The sequence below is a fragment of the Arthrobacter sp. B3I9 genome (assembly GCF_030816935.1).
Lineage (GTDB): Bacteria > Actinomycetota > Actinomycetes > Actinomycetales > Micrococcaceae > Arthrobacter.
Genome location: NZ_JAUSYO010000001.1, coordinates 994,272 through 1,010,064, shown reverse-complemented (window position 1 = coordinate 1,010,064; position 15,793 = coordinate 994,272). Strand labels below are relative to the sequence as shown.

The following is a 15,793-nucleotide window of genomic DNA, read 5'->3' as shown; positions in this document are numbered from 1 at the left end:
TCACCTGACGGTCGCCGCTCAGCCGGCGGTACTTCCGGCAGCTCTTCGGTCAGGACTTCAGGCCGGACTTCAGGCCGCGCAGCCCTCCGGGCAGCGCAGGGTCTCGGGGCTGGCGGCGCAGTCGGCGCAATAGAGTGTCAATGTGCGGCACGAAGGGTTCGAGCAGTTCTCGAATTTGCTCGTTGGCGCCGAGCAGCGGACGCACTGGCCTATGGTCTTGGCGTCCTCGCTGAATTCCAGGTGCATGCGCTTGTCGAACACGTAGAGCGAGCCCTCCCAGAGGCCCTGGTCCCGGAACGTCTCGCCATAGCGGACGATCCCGCCGTCGAGCTGGTAGACCTCCTTGAAACCGCGGTTGACCATGAGGCTGGACAGTACCTCGCACCGGATGCCGCCTGTGCAGTAGGTGACGACCGGCTTGTCCTTGAGGGCGTCGTACTTGCCCGAATCGAGTTCCTTGATGAAGTCATGGGTGGTCGCGACATCGGGAACCACGGCATCCTTGAACTTGCCGATCTGGGCCTCGAAGCCGTTGCGGCCATCGAAGAAGACAACCTCGTCGCCCTCCTGCTTCTTGGCCTCGATGAGTTCGTGGAGCTGCTCAGGCAGGAGGTGTGTCCCGCCGCCCACCACGCCGTTGGCGTCGACTTTGAGCTCTCCGGGGGCACCGAAAGACACGATCTCGTCCCGCACCTTGACGCTCAGGCGCGGGAAGTCAGCGGCCCCGCCTTCCGACCACTTCACGTCGATGCCGTGAAACGCCCTGTACTCCCGGGTGGTCTTCACGTACTGCTTCACGGCCTGCAGTTCGCCGCCGACGGTCGCGTTGATGCCGTCCTTCGAGATGATGATGCGGCCGGTCAGGCCGAGTTTCTCGCACAGCGCGCGCTGCCAGAGCCGGACAGCCTCCGGATCCGGGAGAGGGGTAAAGCCATAAAAGAGCACAATTCGGTTCAAAGCCACGTATTTAAGGGTACTGGAGGGGCAGGCGGCGGGCGCACGTTGGTTGCAGCAGGGTTCGCCGGCCACCCCCGTGGGCAGCCTCAGACCCCGTCGGCGGGGGCGGTTCCCGGGGCCTGCCACTGTTGCTCGCGGCAGGGCTGGAATACGCTCATCTCATGAGTCTGGACGCCATGGTTGAAGACACCACGCATCTGGTGGAAATCTGGGTGGCCGGCTGGGCCGGCTGCCGTGGTTATGAGACGCGCAGGGAGGGCCGGTTCCCGGCAGCACTCCGCGCTGACACAACCCGTGAGTGGGAGTACTTCGCCCACGATCCCTCGGACTCGGAATTTGCCGAACTGGCCGCGCGGAGCGCAGAAGTCCCCGCCCGGGTCCTGACGATCTTCACGAACGACGTGTACCGCTACACGACACTGGCCCAACGGCATGCCCTGAACGTCACCTCCGCTTCCCAGACGATGATGATCGTGGACATGGAGACCCAGGACTCAGAGGACCCGTGGCTTTCCGACGACGACCTCAAGCTTGCGGTTTCCACTACGGACGGCGTGCACCACGCAGTGGTCCGCGCCGGCGACGAACTGGCCGCGAGCGGACAGGTGTTCGTCGTGGACCGCACCGCAATCTTCGACAAGATCGTCACGGAACCGGGCTTCCAGCGGCGCGGACTGGGCAGCTTCATCATGCGGGCCTTGGCCGCCCAGGCATTCGAGCATGAGGTGGAAAACGGGCTGCTGCTGGCCTCCCTGGACGGCCAGAAGCTTTACTCCCACCTTGGCTGGAGCACGGTCTGCCACGTGCTGATGCTTTCGGCCTCGGATGAGGGATCGGACTTGTCCCTGGGCTGACTCCTCGCCCGGCCGATTTGGGTCCGGGTGAAAGAATGTTCAAGTGAACCCACATGAGTCCCTGATTCCGTTGCTGGGCCGCGGCCCGGAACCGGAACAGCTCCGCCATGTGCGCACCATCCCCTCCCGCCCGGCTGTGACCGCGCCGTGGCCCGAGTGGGCACATCCGGATCTGGTGGCCGCCTACGGCTCCCTCGGGATCCACGAGCCATACCGCCACCAGATCCAGGCAGCGGAACTGGCGCACGCCGGAGAGCACGTGGTGATCGCCACGGGCACCGCTTCGGGCAAGTCACTGGCGTACCAGTTGCCGGCGCTGGACGCGATCCACCGCTCGGAACTGCGCGTCCTGGCGGATCCCGGCAAAATCCACGACGACGGCGCCGTCACCCTGTACCTCTCCCCCACGAAGGCCCTGGCCGCCGACCAGCTGGCAGCCATCCGGTCGCTGAAGCTGCCCACGGTCCGGGCCGAAACCTATGACGGGGACACGGATCCGGCGTCGCGGCGCTGGATCCGGGACCACGCCAATGTCATCCTCGCCAATCCGGACATGCTGCACTTCGGCATCCTGCCCAACCACGCCTGGTGGGCCCGGTTCTTCCGCCGGCTGCGCTACGTGATCATCGACGAGGCGCACAGCTACCGCGGCGTCTTCGGTTCCCACGTCGCCAATCTGATGCGACGGCTGCGCCGCATCTGCGCCTATTACAGCCCCGGAGGTTCGCACCCCGGGCCCGTGTTCATCGCTGCTTCGGCCACCGCGTCCGAGCCAGGGACGTCCTTCGGCAGGCTTATCGGGGCGCCGGTCAGTGCGGTCTCCGAAGACTCCTCCCCACACGGGGCCACGACCGTTGCCTTCTGGGAGCCTGCGCTGACCGAGCTCCGCGGCGAGAACGGCGCCAAGGAACGCCGGACTGCGGTAGCGGAAACCGCTGACCTGCTGGCAAACCTGGTGTCGTCACGGGTCCGGACCATCGCCTTCATCAAGTCACGGCGCGGTGCCGAGACGATTGCGTCCATAACGAGGCGCCTTTTGGACGAAGTGGATCCCAGCCTGCCGCAGCGGGTCGCGGCCTACCGTTCCGGCTACCTGCCCGAAGAGCGGCGCGCTCTCGAAAAGGCCCTGCGCTCCGGCGAGCTTCTGGGAGTCTCGAGCACATCGGCCCTGGAGCTCGGCATCGACATCTCCGGGCTCGATGCGGTGCTGGTGGCTGGCTGGCCGGGCACCCGGGCATCGTTGTTCCAGCAGATTGGCCGGGCGGGCCGGGCCGGCCAGGATGCTGTCGCTGCGTTTGTGGCAAGCGATGATCCGCTGGACACCTATCTCGTGAACCATCCGGAGGCGATCTTCGACGTTTCGGTGGAAGCCACCGTCTTCGATCCCTCCAACCCCTATGTGCTCGGCCCGCACCTCTGCGCCGCCGCCGCCGAGCTGCCGCTGGGCTACGCCGAAGTGGAGCTGTTCGGGGGCACGGCGGAAAAGCTGCTGGACCAGCTCGTGACCAGGGGCTACCTGCGCAAGCGGCCCGCCGGCTGGTTCTGGACCCACCCACAGAGTGCAGCCGCAATGGTGAACCTGCGGGCCGACGGCGGCGGGCCGGTGAGCATCGTCGACGCGGCCACCGGCTCCCTGCTGGGAACCATGGACTCGCCGCAGACGCACTACCAGGCGCATACCGGAGCCGTTTACGTACACCAGGGCGAGAGCTACGTCGTCGAGGACCTGAACGAGGACGAGCACTGCGTGGTGGTCCGCCGCGCCAACCCGGACTACTACACCACCGCCCGGGACGTGACCCAGATAGAGGTGCTGGAAACGCAGCACACCACGCAGTGGGGCGACGTGGCCGTGCATTTCGGCGACGTGAAGGTAACGACGCAGGTGGTCTCCTTCCAGCGCAAGGCATTGATTTCCAACGAGGTCCTGGGTGAGGAACCACTGCAGCTTGGCGCGCGGGACCTGTTCACCAAGGCCGTCTGGTTCGTCATGGACAACCGTTCCTTGACCGGTGCCGGGCTGATCGAGGCGCAGTTCCCCGGCGCCCTACATGCGGCGGAGCACGCCGCCATCGGGCTGCTGCCGTTGGTTGCCTCCAGTGACCGCTGGGACATCGGCGGCGTATCCACGGCCCTGCACGCAGACACCGGAGTGCCCACGATCTTCGTCTATGACGGGCACGCGGGCGGCGCGGGCTTCGCCGAACGGGGCTACGAGAAGGCGAGGGTGTGGCTGTCCGCGACCCGTGATGCCATCAAGGCGTGTGAATGCGAGTCCGGTTGCCCTTCGTGCGTGCAGTCACCCAAGTGCGGCAACAAGAACAATCCGCTGGACAAGGACGCCGCCGTCACGCTGATCAACGTCCTGCTGAAGGACGCCTCGGACTTCATGGAGATCGGCACCGAGCCAGGGATCATTGGCCCGACCTCCGACGCACCAGGGCGCACGACCGTGGGACCGTCGGCTACCGCGGCGCCGTAGCAGGCGCCGGCGGAGGCGGACCCGCGCGGGCGAGACCGGTGGCCGCCCCGAACGCCGCGCCGGCGTCGACCCGGGTCCGGACCTGAACGGTGTTCCCGGGCCCCTCGGCACAGCTCAGGATCCTCGCTTCATGCCGGCGCGCAACCTCAGCGGCAACGGCGCACGGCTCGCCGGCAGTGATGCCGCGCGCAGCATCCGCGGCCGCCAGCGCTGCGAGGTCGGCGGCAGCGGCGGCCCTGGACGCCATCGTTGCCGCCTGGCCCAGCATGGTGATCACGACCGCTCCGATGAGGATGACCAGCCCCAGGGCGAGTGCCAGGACCGTTCCCGAGCCACGGTCGAGGGGGTGCGGCACCGCGGGGTCCTCACGGACAGTCGTAGGAGGCCTCACCCGCTCAGCCCCGCAGCCGGGTGAGGAAGCAGCGCCGCGGACCGGCTCGGCCCCGCGGCCCGGTGAGGAAGCAGCGCCACCACCCGGACAAAGCCTGTCGCCTGGCTGGACTCGAGCCGCGCCCAGGCGCGGGCGGAGAAAGTCCACGGCAGGAGCGAACCGAGGGCACCGGGCGCCCGCCCGGAAACCGTGACGCCGATCCATTCGCCGTCGGAGGTCACCGCCGACCCGGCTGTCTGTCCGGCGAGCCGACGCACGATTGCCTCGACGCCGGCAGCACTGTCGCCACGCGCCAACGCGCGCGCCCCTGCCCGGGCAGCTTCCTCGAGCCGCAGCTGCGTCACCCCCGCGGCCGAACCGGCCAGCAGCAGGGCCAGCAGGAGAACAACCGCGGGCAAGGCCACGGCGAATTCTGCAGTGACGGCACCGCGGCAGGAGCGCCCGGCAACCCTAGGCAACGCTCGAAATCCGTCGTCCGCAGCCGGACAGCGGCCATCCGCGGGCGGCAAGCCTGCGCCGCGGGATGCCCGGAGCTTCGGCCGGACCGGCTGTCCGGGCGCGGCCCTGGCGAGGGAATTACCCCGGGTCATGGCAGCGCCAGCGCCGTACGGATGAGGTTGAGCAGGAACCCGCGGACCTCGTCACTGCGCATGATGAACACGAGCACCCCGGCGAAGCTCACGGCTGCCAGGGTCGCGATGGCGTACTCCGCCGTGGCCATTCCAGCTTCGGCTCCCCGCTGCCTCCTGGGACTGCTGCTAAGGGCGAGGCCGGCGGAGCTGGCCCCGGGATAGATTTCCGTGACCTCCGCTGTTCGGGACCGGTCGGGACTCGGGTGGATTTTGGCTGGGGCGTCTCGGTATATCGACATGGTTGTTTTCCTTTCGAAGGGCACCGGCGGGATCACCGGCTCCTTCGACTCTCCCTGCTCGTGGAGTCGCCGGTAAGGCGCCACAACGCACAAGTGGACAACAATGCCGTCCGGAGGGATGTGGAGGAGCACTCACGGAGGGCGGCCCCAGCTTTGGCGAGGCTTGGCAGGGCAGAAGGAAGGGCCCTTAGCCATCGGCGGTACCCGCCAGGCTAAGAGGCCTTCGGCCATTCGGCTCAGCTTCCGTCGTCTTCAGTTGTTTATCGGAGGAAATACCCCGCGATATCTGCAATTAATTGCGAGCTCCCGTTGGAGCGGTTGAACAACGACACCCGCCCATCGGAACCCACCGGTACAACCACCAGATTCGACACTGTCTGCCCCTTGAGGAAGTTCAGGTTGGACGTTTCGGGCCTTTCCGGGCCGGAAAAGGCGGTGACGAACCCGAAGTCCTGGGGCTCGGTGACGGTCAGGTTGAAGACGACAGCGGAAACGCTAGCGGGAATTCCGTTTGCACCGGCGGCCCGAAAGGCAACTGCTTTGTCATTCAGAGCAGGCGAGGCAGTATCTCTGGTGTCAAGTGCCCGGACGGTCCCGACGGCTTTGAAGGCACCGGGGGCCGTGGGGTTGCCGGAAAGGTAGTAGCCTGTGACATCTGCGAGGAGGTGGGTGGCACCGTCAGAGCGGTTGTGCAGCAAGACCTTTCCGTCAGCCCCGACTGGAACGGTCACCAAGTTCGGCACGATCTGCCCTTTGAGGAAGTTCAGGTTGGAAGCGGTGGGAACCGTCTGAACGCCGGAGGCGTAAGCCGTGATGTAGCCCGGGGCGCTGGCCTCGGCCACGGTGAGGTTGAAGACCACAGCTGCCGCCACGGCAGGGATACCCGCTACGCCTGCGACCTGGAGGGGCAGCGTTGAATTCGGACCTACCGGCGAGCCGCTCCGGGTGTCGAGGATCCGGGAGGGAGCCAGCGACTGGAACGCACCCGGCGTGGACGGTGTGCCGGTCACGTAATAGCCGCTCACATCAGCGATCAGTTGCGAGCTCCCTGGGGAACTGTTGAGGAGAGTGACCTTTCCGTCATTCCCTACGGGGACCGTCACAAGGTTGGCCACTGTCTGCCCGGCGACGAAGTTCAGGTTGGAAGCGTTGGGAGCGGTCGCCTGGCCTGAGGCATAGGCCGTGATATACCCGTCGGCTTGGGGCGACGTGACCGTCAGGTTGAACACCACAGAGGCCACTTTCGCTGGAATGCCATTTACGCCCCCGACTTGGAATGACACCGTCGAATCCTTGGCCGCGGCCGAGCCTTCCCGGGTGTCCAGCATCCGGCTGGGAGTAATCGGCACGAAGGTTCCGGGCTGGCCTGCGACTCCCTTGGAGCTCTTGATGACGACGTCGTCGACGTAAACGTCGCCTGCCTGCCGCCGGTGTTCAGCCCCCAACTGCACCGCTGAAATGGAATCCACGTCGATGGCAACCTGACCGCTGGAGAAGACGAGCTTGCCATCAAACCAGATCTCCACAGTGGTCGAGGGTCCGTTAGCGATGGCGTGCAATGTGAGGTGATGCCAGCTGCTCAAGGCGACGGTGGGAGCGAGACGGGTGTACGTGGGAGTGCCGGTCGGGGACGCAACACGAAGCCACAGCGGGCCGATTCCGTTGTTGGAGCGAAAGACGTCGAGAACCCGGGTGCCGTCCGTGAAGAACCGGAAGTAGGGAACGTTGTTTCCGTCCACTCCCTTCGCGGTGACGTTGAACCAACCGTCAGCGTAAACGTCCTTGCTCGCGGCGGGCAGCGGCTTTGAGAAATTCGCCAGGGAGCCGGCGGCAGTGGTTACGTGCAGCTTGGCGGCACAGAGTCCGGAGTGGGCAGTGGTGGTGGAAATCGCGGCCGAGCCAGTCCCTGCGGTGGCCGGAGCGGCGAATCCGGCTGCCTGGATTGTCTGTGCCTCAAAGCTGGTCGCCACCACTGTTGTGCCGGGATAGTTGTTGGTGGGCGGCATCCCGGGAGCGCACGTGACAGCCTGAGCGGGCGTGGCTCCGACGGCTAGCCCGGCCACCACCAATAGATTCAGCGCCGCAATCACGCCGGCCCTTCGCAGTCGGATCATTGACGTGCCCCCTGCCTTCACTACTCCCGGATATTTTTTTGCAGACGTACCGAGATACCGGACGCCCTGGGAGGGTAGCTGTCACTGGGTCACACACGAGGGCGCTCGTACTGCGCTGCCTCACGCTCCGTATGCGGCGACTCTTTGGAAAACCTTGGATCAGCCGCGGCTCACAGTGGGATCAGCCGGTGATCACGCGGGGACCATCGCCAGGAGGACGGGCATGATGCCGAGACACACAAAAGCCGGCAAAGAGCACAGACCGAGGGGGACCACCAGCTTCACACCAAGGGCAGCGGCCTGTTTCTCGGCGGTCCTGAATCTTTCCCGCCGGATCCGGCCCGCCTGGGCGTACAGAACGGCAGACGAGGGCGCTCCGGTCAGGGCGGCGAATGCCAACGCGTGCTGCAAGGCCACCAGCCGGGGTGACCGGACAGTCGAACTACGCCAAGCGACGTCCCAGCCGGCGCCGAGGGCCAGCGCGGAGACCACGGGGCGGAGGGGGCCGCGGAGCTCCGCTGAGGAGAGGTCCGTTATGAGTTCCAACGCCCTGCCAAGACCGCACCCTGCATCCAGCATCGCCCCGATGAGCTCGAGCATGATGGCCGTGTCGTCAAGGCCCGCGGCGCCGGAAGTCTCCTCAGTGACCAGGGCCGTCCCTGCGGATCCTCCGCCGTACTCCCACCGCCGTTCGTCGTGGGACCGTCTGAGCCGTCGCCCCGGCTGGGAGTGGCCGCCAAATCCCACCACCGTAGCCGCCACCAGTAATGTCCCGACGGCGAAACCTGCCAGCCCGGCTGTCATTCCGATTGTCCAGCCGCAGACCGGACCAGTTTGGCCGACCAGATCCGTCCGGCGGCGGTGAGGGCAACGCCAGCCACAAGCGCCGCGAAACCTGCGGGGTCCCCCAGCAAAATGCCGAGCGGGTCTACGCCCAGCACCACGCCGAGTCCCAGTCCGAGAACCGGCAGCCAGCTGAGAAGGCGGACCGTGGCCCGGGGACCGGCAAAGGCGCTCTGGCGTGCGGCTTCCGCATCGTCTTCAGCCTCGAGCTGGGCAGCGAAGCGAGCCAGGACGTCGGCCAAGGGAGAACCGCTCGCCTCCGCTATGTCGAAGCACGCCGCGAACTCAATCCAAGCGCCGCGTTCACGGGCCGCAGCGTTGTTTCGCGGCGCTGCGCCTGCACCGGGCGCCCCGGCAGTAGCCGCGCCTCGGATGGCAGCACCCACAGGCGCTCCGGACCCGGCGGCAGCACGGGCGGCCACCAGGATGGCGCAGGAAAGCGGGGTAAGCAATGGCCGCGGCGCACCTGACAACACGACATCAGGTACCGGGGCATCGGGTAGCGGCCAATCCGACAACGACGGCGCCGGGGAAGGCGGCCCACCATAGAGCAGCCACAGCTCATCCCAGAGCCGGGCGGGGGCGCGGCCCCCTCTGAGAAGAGCGGCCGACTGCTGGACGAACACGGCCATCGGCGTGAAGGTCGGCCTGCGCTGCATTCGCCACGGCCGCAGGCCACTGTGACCAGGCATTCCCCGTCCTCCGCCTCCCCCGGCAGTCCGCATGCCCTGGTCGCTCCCGGCCCCTCTTCCTGGGCGGAGCTCGAGGGAGCCAGGCGCGGCCCCCATCGGCGGCTCCGCCAACTGTCGGCGGAGTCTTCGGCTCGAGTCGCATGGAGGCCGGAAAGCCAACCAGACCGCCAGCGCCAACACCACGACCAGGGCCGGAATCACGTTTGCACCCCGACAACTGAGGGGTCGAGGCCCAGACGGTCCGCGAGCTTGGGCCAGCCCGGCCCGCGCCGGACGACGAGACCGTGGCCGTCCCCGCCCCCGGCGATCTGGGCGACCCCGGCGATCTGGGCGACCCCGGCGACCTCGCCGGCCTCGCTGGTGCCTGCGGCTTCCGCGACTTCGAGGGCAATGCTGACCGCGAGGCCCGTTTCGAGTTCCTCGAGAACGCCGATTGACGAGACGTACCGCCGGTTACGGGTTCGGCTCACATGGATGACGACTTCCAGTGCGCTTGCGACCTGCAGGCGCACGGCCTCTTGACCCATGCCGGCCAGCGCCCCCAGCGCGATCAGGCGTGCTGGCACGGCGGCCGCGGTGTTCGCGTGGATGGTTCCGCCGCCACCGGTGTGGCCGGTGTTCATCGCTGTCAGGAGTTCGCGGACCTCCGCGCCCCGGCATTCGCCCACGACCAGCCTGTCCGGCCGCATTCTCAGCGCCTGACGAACCAGCTCGCCGAGGTCGACGACACCGCTTTCCTCAAGGTTTCCGTGCCGGGCCTCCAGCGCCACGACGTGCGGGTGCACTGGGTTGAGTTCGGAGGCATCCTCTATCAGAACGAGCCGTTCCGCGGCATGGCAGGAGCCGAGAAGCGTGGCGAGCAGCGTTGTCTTGCCGGAACCGGTGGCGCCGCTGATCAAAAAACCCAACCGGCGCTCGATAATGCGTTCGAGCACCGTCTGGACAAGGGCGCCGAACATGCCATGTCTGCGCAGCTCCGGCATCGTAAACACCCTCTCCCGGCGGATTCTCACGCTGAGCAGCGTGCCAGCCGTGGAGATCGGCGGCAGGACTGCATGGACCCGGTAGCCTCCGAGCCGGACGTCTGCGCACGGAGACCCGTCATCGAGGCGCCGCCCGCCTGCCGCCACGAGCCGTGCGGCAAGCGCCCGGACCTGAGGTTCCCCGGAGAAGTACACGGAAACCTTTTCTAGGCCGTTGCCACGGTCAAGCCAGACCGAGTCCGGACCGTTGACGAAGATGTCCGTCACGGCCGGGTCCGCCGCCAGTGCCTGCAACGGACCCAGCCCGGTGAGTTCCGCGCTGATGCTGTCCACGGCCGCCAGTGCTCCCGCAGTGCCGAGCACGCGCCCGGTGGCCTGCACCGCCGCGGCCACCCGGGACGCAGTAACCGGCCCGGCTTCGGACAGAACAGATTCCCGCACGGTCTGCAGCAACCGTTCATCTGTGGGGCCGGGTGCCCCCGCCCGGCGCCCCAGGCGGTGCCTGCTGTCCGCACCGGCATCCGGAGGACCCGCCGCTGCGTGCGCGCTCACCGGAAGTCCCCGACGCTCTGCTCGAGCCCTGCGGCGGCGAAGCGGCGGACGATACGTTGCTCCGCCGCTGGGTGCGCGCTCACCGGGGATCCCCGACGCTCTGCTCGAGTACTGCGGCGGCGAAGCGGCGGACGATACGTTGCTGCCCGGCGTTCAGGAGCCGTCCCAGGTCAGTAGCCGCGGCGGTACCCCGGACCTCGGGCATCACCCCGGACAGGGGAACTCCGACTGACTCCGCGATCAGCTCTCCATCCAGCATCGAACCCGGCTTGCCACGGACGACGAGGGAGGTTTCCACGGGAGGGAGATCGTGCAGCAGCCGTGCTGCGGCCACAGCTGCGCGCAGTTGGGCGGGAACGATAAGGACAATCCGGTCGCAGTCCCAGGCGAAGGCCCGGAACGCCTCCCCTCCGCGTCCGATGTCCAGAATCGCCAGTTGGTAGCCCCGCCGGGCGGCATCCAGGACGATGGACACGGTGGACGGTTCCACGACCGCCGCCCCTTCCCGCCTGCCCGGCCAGGACAGGAAGGAAAATCCGCCGACGCCCGGCAGGGACTCAATCAACTGGCCCGGATCAATGCTGCCGCTGGCACCGGCGAGATCAGGCCAGCGGAGGCCCGGGGCGTCCTCGGCGGCCAAAGCAAGTTCAAGGCCACCGCCCCGGGGATCTCCGTCCACCAGAAGGACCCGTGCGCCGTTCCGGGCAGCGGCCTGGGCCAGCCAGATGGCTGCCGTGGTAGCTCCAGCCCCGCCGCAGCCTCCGGTGATGCCGAGGACCAGGCCGCCGGCGGCGGGTGAGCGGGACCGGCTGAGGTGCGCGGCAAGCCAGGCCGAGGCTTGTGGCAGCACGGCGACACGTTCTGCCCCCATCGCAGCTGCCAGCTGCCAGAGCCTGTCCCCGTCACCGGCCAGCCCAACCAGAACGCCCGGCGCCCGGCGCCGGGGCAGTAGCGTGTTGATGTCGCTGCCCACGAGTACCACCGCAGCGGCGTCCCAGAATGGAGCTGCCGCCAGCACGTCAGGCACGGTCCTCAGTGCGCCGCCGGCCGCGGCCACGATGCGCTCCACTTCACCGCGGAGAAGATCGTTTCCTGTTACCAGCAGCGTCCCGGCCGACGTGTCCGGCAGCCAGGCGACGTCTCGGGAGTCGGCTGCGCGGCCTGGCGGAATGTCGCTGTTCAATAGCTGGTGGCGGCTCATACCGCCACTCTCCCCTCGGGCGGGCAGGACGGTAAGCCGGCCCCCGCGCTATGTGGACAAGCCGCACCGTCAGGCAGGGCAGAATTGAGCCTATGTATCTGCTGCTCGCCGCCCACCCCGACGGCGCAGCCCTTCAGGAACTCACTTCCCGGGGCGCCCCGCACCCCGCCACCCCTGAACCGAGAGTGGTTAGCACCGCTGAGCTGGCCGGCGTCGTGCTCCAGCTCGAGAAGCGGCGGCCGCGCTGGATCTGGCACCGCACGCAGGACTGGTATCCCGCGTTGCTGGCCGCCGGGGTGGAGTTGGAACGTTGCTACGACCTCTCGCTGTGCGGAGCGATCCTGGCCCACTCCGAATTCACCGCGGGCACCTCGTACGCCAGAAACGCCGAGAAGTTGACCCTGGACGATGATCAGCAGCAGCCGCCGCGGGCGCTTCAGCCGCTTCCTCCGCCTGCCGAGCAGGGAGCGCTGTTCGACCATCTGGTAGTTCAGCAGGCGACGGGCCGCGGCCCGGAGGAGCTGCGCGAAGAGTTCGCCGCCCAGCAGGACGCCCTGAGCCACGCGGGCGGCAGCCAGACGGGAGGCAGCCACGCGGGAGGCAGCCACGCGGGAGGCGGCCAGGCAGACAACCGCAGGCAGCGGCTGCAGCTGCTCCTTGCGGCCGAGTCCGCCGCTGCCATGGTTGCGGCGGAAATGCAGCACGCTGGGGTCCCGTGGCGGGAGGAGCTGCACGAGCAGATTCTCGCCGACCACCTGGGTCCCCGCCCGCCGCAGGGCCAGCGTCCGGCCAAACTTGAGGCCCTCACCGCCGAGCTCCGCGAGCTCCTCCACTCCCCTGCGCTCAACCCTGATTCGCCACAAGAGCTGATGCGCGCCCTGCACCGCAACGGGATCGAGGTGAAGACCACCCGGCAATGGGAGCTGAAGCAGGCGACGCACCCTGCAATCGGTCCTCTCCTGGCTTACAAGAAGCTGTCCCGGCTCCATGCGGCCAACGGCTGGACATGGCTGGACGCCTGGGTCTCGAACGGGCGGTTCCGGCCGGAGTACGTCGTCGGCGGAGTGGTGTCGGGCCGCTGGGCCTCCCGCGGCGGCGGGGCGCTGCAGATCCCCCGCCAGATCCGCGGAGCCGTGCACGCCGACCCGGGTTACAAGCTGATCGTCGCGGACGCGTCCCAGCTCGAACCCCGAGTGTTGGTGGCGCTCGCCCAGGATTCCAAAATGGCCGAGGCTGCACGGGATAAAGACCTCTATGCCGGCATCGCTGCCCAGGGGTTCGGCGGTGACCGGGCCAAGGCCAAGGCAGCGCTCCTCGGAGCCATTTACGGAGCCACCACCGGCGAGTCCGGCCGCCTGATGCCCCAGCTTGCCCGCGCCTATCCGCAGGCTGTCGGCTTCGTGGAGCACGCGGCGCGGGAGGGCGAGGCCGGGAGAACTGTGACTACGCGGTTGGGCCGCAGCAGCCCGCCGCCGTCGGAGGGCTGGCTGCGGAGCCAGCATTCCGCCACCGCCGAGGAACAGCGCCGCGCCGATTCCCTGGCCCGGTCGCGGGGGCGGTTCACCCGGAATTTCGTGGTGCAGGGTTCGGCTGCCGACTGGGCGGCATGCTGGCTGGCGGAATTACGACGCCGGCTGCGGACTATGCGGGCAGCCGGCGGACCCGCCGTGGAGCTGGTGTTCTTCCTGCACGATGAAGTCATGGTGCACTGCCCGGAGGAAACGGTGGAGGACTGCATCCTGGCCATCGAAGAGGCGGCGAACGCTGCCAAGGAACTGCTTTTCGGCACGATCCCGGTTGAATTCCCGGTCAGCGTGGCCGTGGTGGACTCCTATGACAAAGCAAAATGATCAACCGGAGGGCATGCCGTAACGTACCCGTCGGTAGCGTTGTGCCCGGTCCATCGGCCCGGTTAGGCTCGAAAGGCCGGGACCATTCCTACGGTTCCGGCCGATGCAACGACGCATGTTTTTGGGAAGGCAGCATATTTTGGCTGGCACTTTTGAAATCGCCGAAGCTGGAGAAGATTCGTACTTCTTCAAGCTGACCGCACCGGATGGAACGGTTGTCGCCGTTTCGCCACTGTTCAACACCATCAAGGCGGCTGCAGCAGGTATCAATGCTGTTCGCGAGAACGCCGCCACCGGGCTGGTCGTCGACAAGTCCCGGCCACGGAAGACTCCGGCGGGTGGCCGCGAGCCCGCGCGCCGGCCGGGTTCCGCCCGCACCGGCCCGCGACGGACGTCTCGCTAGAGCGGCACCCGCCGGGCAACCGCACCCGGCGGCCGCACGCAGCGGGCCCGCGGACGTGCGGCCCCGGGGGTAGCGGACCGCCGCACGTAGCGGTTCCAGCGGAAGTGCGGCCCAGCGAACTTGGGGCCTTAGACGTCGATGCCGTAGAGCCGCGTCCGGTCCCAGGGAACGGCCCAGCCGAGTTGCTCGAACAGCTGGTTCAGGATCATTCCGGTGAAGCCCCACACCACTACTCCGTTGACGGTGAACGCCGGGCTTTGGAAAGTCTGGCCCGCCCGGCTCACGGTTGCCATCACCCGGTTGACCGGGTCCAGCAGGTCGCGGACCGGAACCCGGAAGACCTGTGAGGACTCGCCGTAGTCCACTACCCGCACGGGTGATTGCGAGGCCCACCAGGCCAGGACGGGCGTCACCAGGAAGTTGCCGCGGGGCAACGCCAGCTCGGGCATGACTCCGATCACCTCGACCCCGGCCGGGTCAAGCCCGGTTTCCTCCTGGGCTTCCCGCAGCGCTGCATCAACGGCCGATTCGCCGGGCTCGATGCCGCCGCCGGGGAAGGCGACCTGCCCCGGATGGTCGTCCAGAGTCTGGGCGCGCTGCAGCAGCAGGACGTCCAGGTCTGCAGGGGCGAATAACCTGCCGGAGGCCGCGGGGACGTCGTCGAGGGACCCGAACAGCATCAGTACGGCGGCGCGGCGGACCCGCTCTCCCGGCTCCACTGTCAGTTCACGCCAGCGCGGATCCGGCGCGGGGGCCGTTCCCGCCGCGACCGCTGCCGCCAGATCGATGAGGTCCTTGCGGGCCGTCACCGAGGCTTCCTCTGCGAGTCCATCCGGATTTCCGCGGCCCGGTGGGTCTCGGCGAGAAGCTTCGCGAGCAGCTCCTCCTGGCCCGGCGCCAGCTCGTACTTCAGCAGCTTCTTCGCCTTCTCCGGATCCGTCTCCCCCATCCCGTAGCTGGGACACCAGTTGGCCACCGGGCAGGCCCCGCAGGCCGGTTTCCGGGAATGGCAGACCCGTCGGCCATGGAACACGACCCGGTGCGACAGCATGGTCCAATCCTTCGGTTCGAACAGTTCAGCGACGTCGAACTCGATCTTGACGGGATCATCTGAGTCCGTCCAGCCGAACCGCCTCGCCAGCCGGCCGAAGTGGGTGTCAACAGTGATGCCGGGGACGCCGAACGCGTTACCGAGGACGACGTTGGCGGTTTTCCGCCCGACGCCGGGCAGCGTCACCAGGTCTTCCAGGCGTCCGGGCACCTCGCCGTCGTACTCATCCACCAGCCGGTTGCTCAGCGCCAGCAGGCTCCGGGCCTTCGCCCGGAAGAACCCTGTGGGCTTGATGATGGCCTCCAGCTCAGCCTGATCCGCCTCGGCCAGGCTCCGCGCGTCCGGGTAACGGGCGAACAGCAGTTGGGTGATCTGGTTAACCAGCACGTCCGTGGTCTGCGCCGAGAGTACGGTCGCCACCACAAGTTCGAAGGGATTGCGGAAATCCAGTTCAGCGTGCGCGTACGGATACTGCTCCGCCAGCGCCCGGTTGATCCGGCGGGCGCGCCGCTTGAGTCCCAGCAGGGACTCGCCGGCAGCCTTCAGCCC

At 67.8% G+C, this 15,793-nt stretch carries 15 protein-coding genes; 4 read left to right on the top strand and 11 right to left on the bottom strand.

The features are described from left to right. Nucleotides 1-69: 69 nt before the first annotated feature. Complete coding sequence (locus tag QFZ65_RS04760) at nt 70-963, bottom strand: rhodanese-related sulfurtransferase (RefSeq protein WP_306908522.1); 894 nt, start codon at nt 961-963, stop codon at nt 70-72. Nucleotides 964-1,118: 155 nt separating this feature from the next. On the opposite strand from QFZ65_RS04760, the gene QFZ65_RS04755 reads away from it, so the two are divergent. Together QFZ65_RS04755 and QFZ65_RS04750 are read left to right on the top strand one after the other, a co-directional pair. Beyond that, nucleotides 1,119-1,811, top strand: coding sequence for a GNAT family N-acetyltransferase (locus QFZ65_RS04755; protein ID WP_306908520.1), 693 nt, complete (start codon nt 1,119-1,121; stop codon nt 1,809-1,811). Nucleotides 1,812-1,854: 43 nt separating this feature from the next. Continuing rightward, the gene (locus QFZ65_RS04750) at nt 1,855-4,293 is read left to right on the top strand and encodes a DEAD/DEAH box helicase (RefSeq protein WP_306908519.1); all 2,439 of its coding nucleotides are present in this window, start codon (nt 1,855-1,857) and stop codon (nt 4,291-4,293) included. Here QFZ65_RS04750 and QFZ65_RS04745 read toward each other — a convergent pair. The 8 genes from QFZ65_RS04745 to ssd form a co-directional block, all read right to left on the bottom strand. After that, on the bottom strand, nt 4,277-4,648 hold the full coding sequence (locus tag QFZ65_RS04745; protein ID WP_306908517.1) for an Rv3654c family TadE-like protein: 372 nt from the start codon (nt 4,646-4,648) through the stop codon (nt 4,277-4,279). The genes QFZ65_RS04750 and QFZ65_RS04745 overlap by 17 nt on opposite strands. Before the next feature lie 32 nt (nt 4,649-4,680). Next, nucleotides 4,681-5,142 carry a TadE family type IV pilus minor pilin gene (locus QFZ65_RS04740; RefSeq protein ID WP_306908515.1) on the bottom strand — a complete coding sequence of 154 codons (462 nt, stop codon included), beginning with the start codon at nt 5,140-5,142 and terminating at the stop codon, nt 4,681-4,683. Nucleotides 5,143-5,270: 128 nt separating this feature from the next. Continuing rightward, the gene (locus QFZ65_RS04735; protein WP_306908514.1) at nt 5,271-5,555 is read right to left on the bottom strand and encodes a DUF4244 domain-containing protein; all 285 of its coding nucleotides are present in this window, start codon (nt 5,553-5,555) and stop codon (nt 5,271-5,273) included. A 260-nt stretch (nt 5,556-5,815) separates the two neighbouring features. Beyond that, nucleotides 5,816-7,669, bottom strand: coding sequence for a hypothetical protein (locus QFZ65_RS04730; protein ID WP_306908512.1), 1,854 nt, complete (start codon nt 7,667-7,669; stop codon nt 5,816-5,818). A 192-nt stretch (nt 7,670-7,861) separates the two neighbouring features. Further along, a complete protein-coding gene (locus tag QFZ65_RS04725; protein ID WP_306908510.1) occupies nt 7,862-8,473 on the bottom strand; it encodes a type II secretion system F family protein in 612 nt (203 codons plus the stop codon). Further along, complete coding sequence (locus QFZ65_RS04720) at nt 8,470-9,171, bottom strand: type II secretion system F family protein (RefSeq protein WP_373427629.1); 702 nt, start codon at nt 9,169-9,171, stop codon at nt 8,470-8,472. The genes QFZ65_RS04725 and QFZ65_RS04720 overlap by 4 nt, the downstream gene beginning before the upstream one ends. Nucleotides 9,172-9,401: 230 nt before the next feature. Beyond that, on the bottom strand, nt 9,402-10,682 hold the full coding sequence (locus tag QFZ65_RS04715; protein WP_306912499.1) for a TadA family conjugal transfer-associated ATPase: 1,281 nt from the start codon (nt 10,680-10,682) through the stop codon (nt 9,402-9,404). Nucleotides 10,683-10,818: 136 nt separating this feature from the next. Further along, nucleotides 10,819-11,940: a septum site-determining protein Ssd gene (gene ssd, locus QFZ65_RS04710; protein ID WP_306908505.1), complete on the bottom strand. Its 1,122-nt coding sequence runs from the start codon at nt 11,938-11,940 to the stop codon at nt 10,819-10,821. A gap of 92 nt (nt 11,941-12,032) precedes the next feature. Here ssd and QFZ65_RS04705 point away from each other — a divergent pair, with 92 nt between their 5' ends. Both QFZ65_RS04705 and QFZ65_RS04700 read left to right on the top strand, forming a co-directional pair. Continuing rightward, nucleotides 12,033-13,790 (top strand): bifunctional 3'-5' exonuclease/DNA polymerase, encoded by a 1,758-nt coding sequence (locus QFZ65_RS04705; RefSeq protein ID WP_306908504.1) that lies wholly within the window; start codon nt 12,033-12,035, stop codon nt 13,788-13,790. Between the two features lie 103 nt (nt 13,791-13,893). Further along, nucleotides 13,894-14,193 carry a YegP family protein gene (locus QFZ65_RS04700; RefSeq protein WP_306908502.1) on the top strand — a complete coding sequence of 100 codons (300 nt, stop codon included), beginning with the start codon at nt 13,894-13,896 and terminating at the stop codon, nt 14,191-14,193. A 128-nt stretch (nt 14,194-14,321) separates the two neighbouring features. On the opposite strand, the gene QFZ65_RS04695 is transcribed toward QFZ65_RS04700, so the two are convergent. Both QFZ65_RS04695 and nth read right to left on the bottom strand, forming a co-directional pair. After that, nucleotides 14,322-15,002 carry a CoA pyrophosphatase gene (locus QFZ65_RS04695; protein WP_306908500.1) on the bottom strand — a complete coding sequence of 227 codons (681 nt, stop codon included), beginning with the start codon at nt 15,000-15,002 and terminating at the stop codon, nt 14,322-14,324. Then, nucleotides 14,999-15,790, bottom strand: coding sequence for an endonuclease III (gene nth, locus QFZ65_RS04690; RefSeq protein WP_306912498.1), 792 nt, complete (start codon nt 15,788-15,790; stop codon nt 14,999-15,001). The genes QFZ65_RS04695 and nth overlap by 4 nt, the downstream gene beginning before the upstream one ends. Between the last annotated feature and the right edge of the window lie 3 nt (nt 15,791-15,793).

Excerpts from the sequence above, each read along its gene's own strand:
- QFZ65_RS04755 (WP_306908520.1), top strand. The coding sequence starts at position 1,119 with ATGAGTCTGGACGCCATGGTTGAAGACACCACGCATCTGGTGGAAATC.
- QFZ65_RS04735 (WP_306908514.1), bottom strand. The coding sequence starts at position 5,555 with ATGTCGATATACCGAGACGCCCCAGCCAAAATCCACCCGAGTCCCGAC.
- QFZ65_RS04730 (WP_306908512.1), bottom strand. The coding sequence starts at position 7,669 with ATGATCCGACTGCGAAGGGCCGGCGTGATTGCGGCGCTGAATCTATTG.
- QFZ65_RS04725 (WP_306908510.1), bottom strand. The coding sequence starts at position 8,473 with ATGACAGCCGGGCTGGCAGGTTTCGCCGTCGGGACATTACTGGTGGCG.
- QFZ65_RS04720 (WP_373427629.1), bottom strand. The coding sequence starts at position 9,171 with ATGCAGCGCAGGCCGACCTTCACGCCGATGGCCGTGTTCGTCCAGCAG.
- ssd (WP_306908505.1), bottom strand. The coding sequence starts at position 11,940 with ATGAGCCGCCACCAGCTATTGAACAGCGACATTCCGCCAGGCCGCGCA.
- QFZ65_RS04705 (WP_306908504.1), top strand. The coding sequence starts at position 12,033 with ATGTATCTGCTGCTCGCCGCCCACCCCGACGGCGCAGCCCTTCAGGAA.
- QFZ65_RS04700 (WP_306908502.1), top strand. The coding sequence starts at position 13,894 with ATGCAACGACGCATGTTTTTGGGAAGGCAGCATATTTTGGCTGGCACT.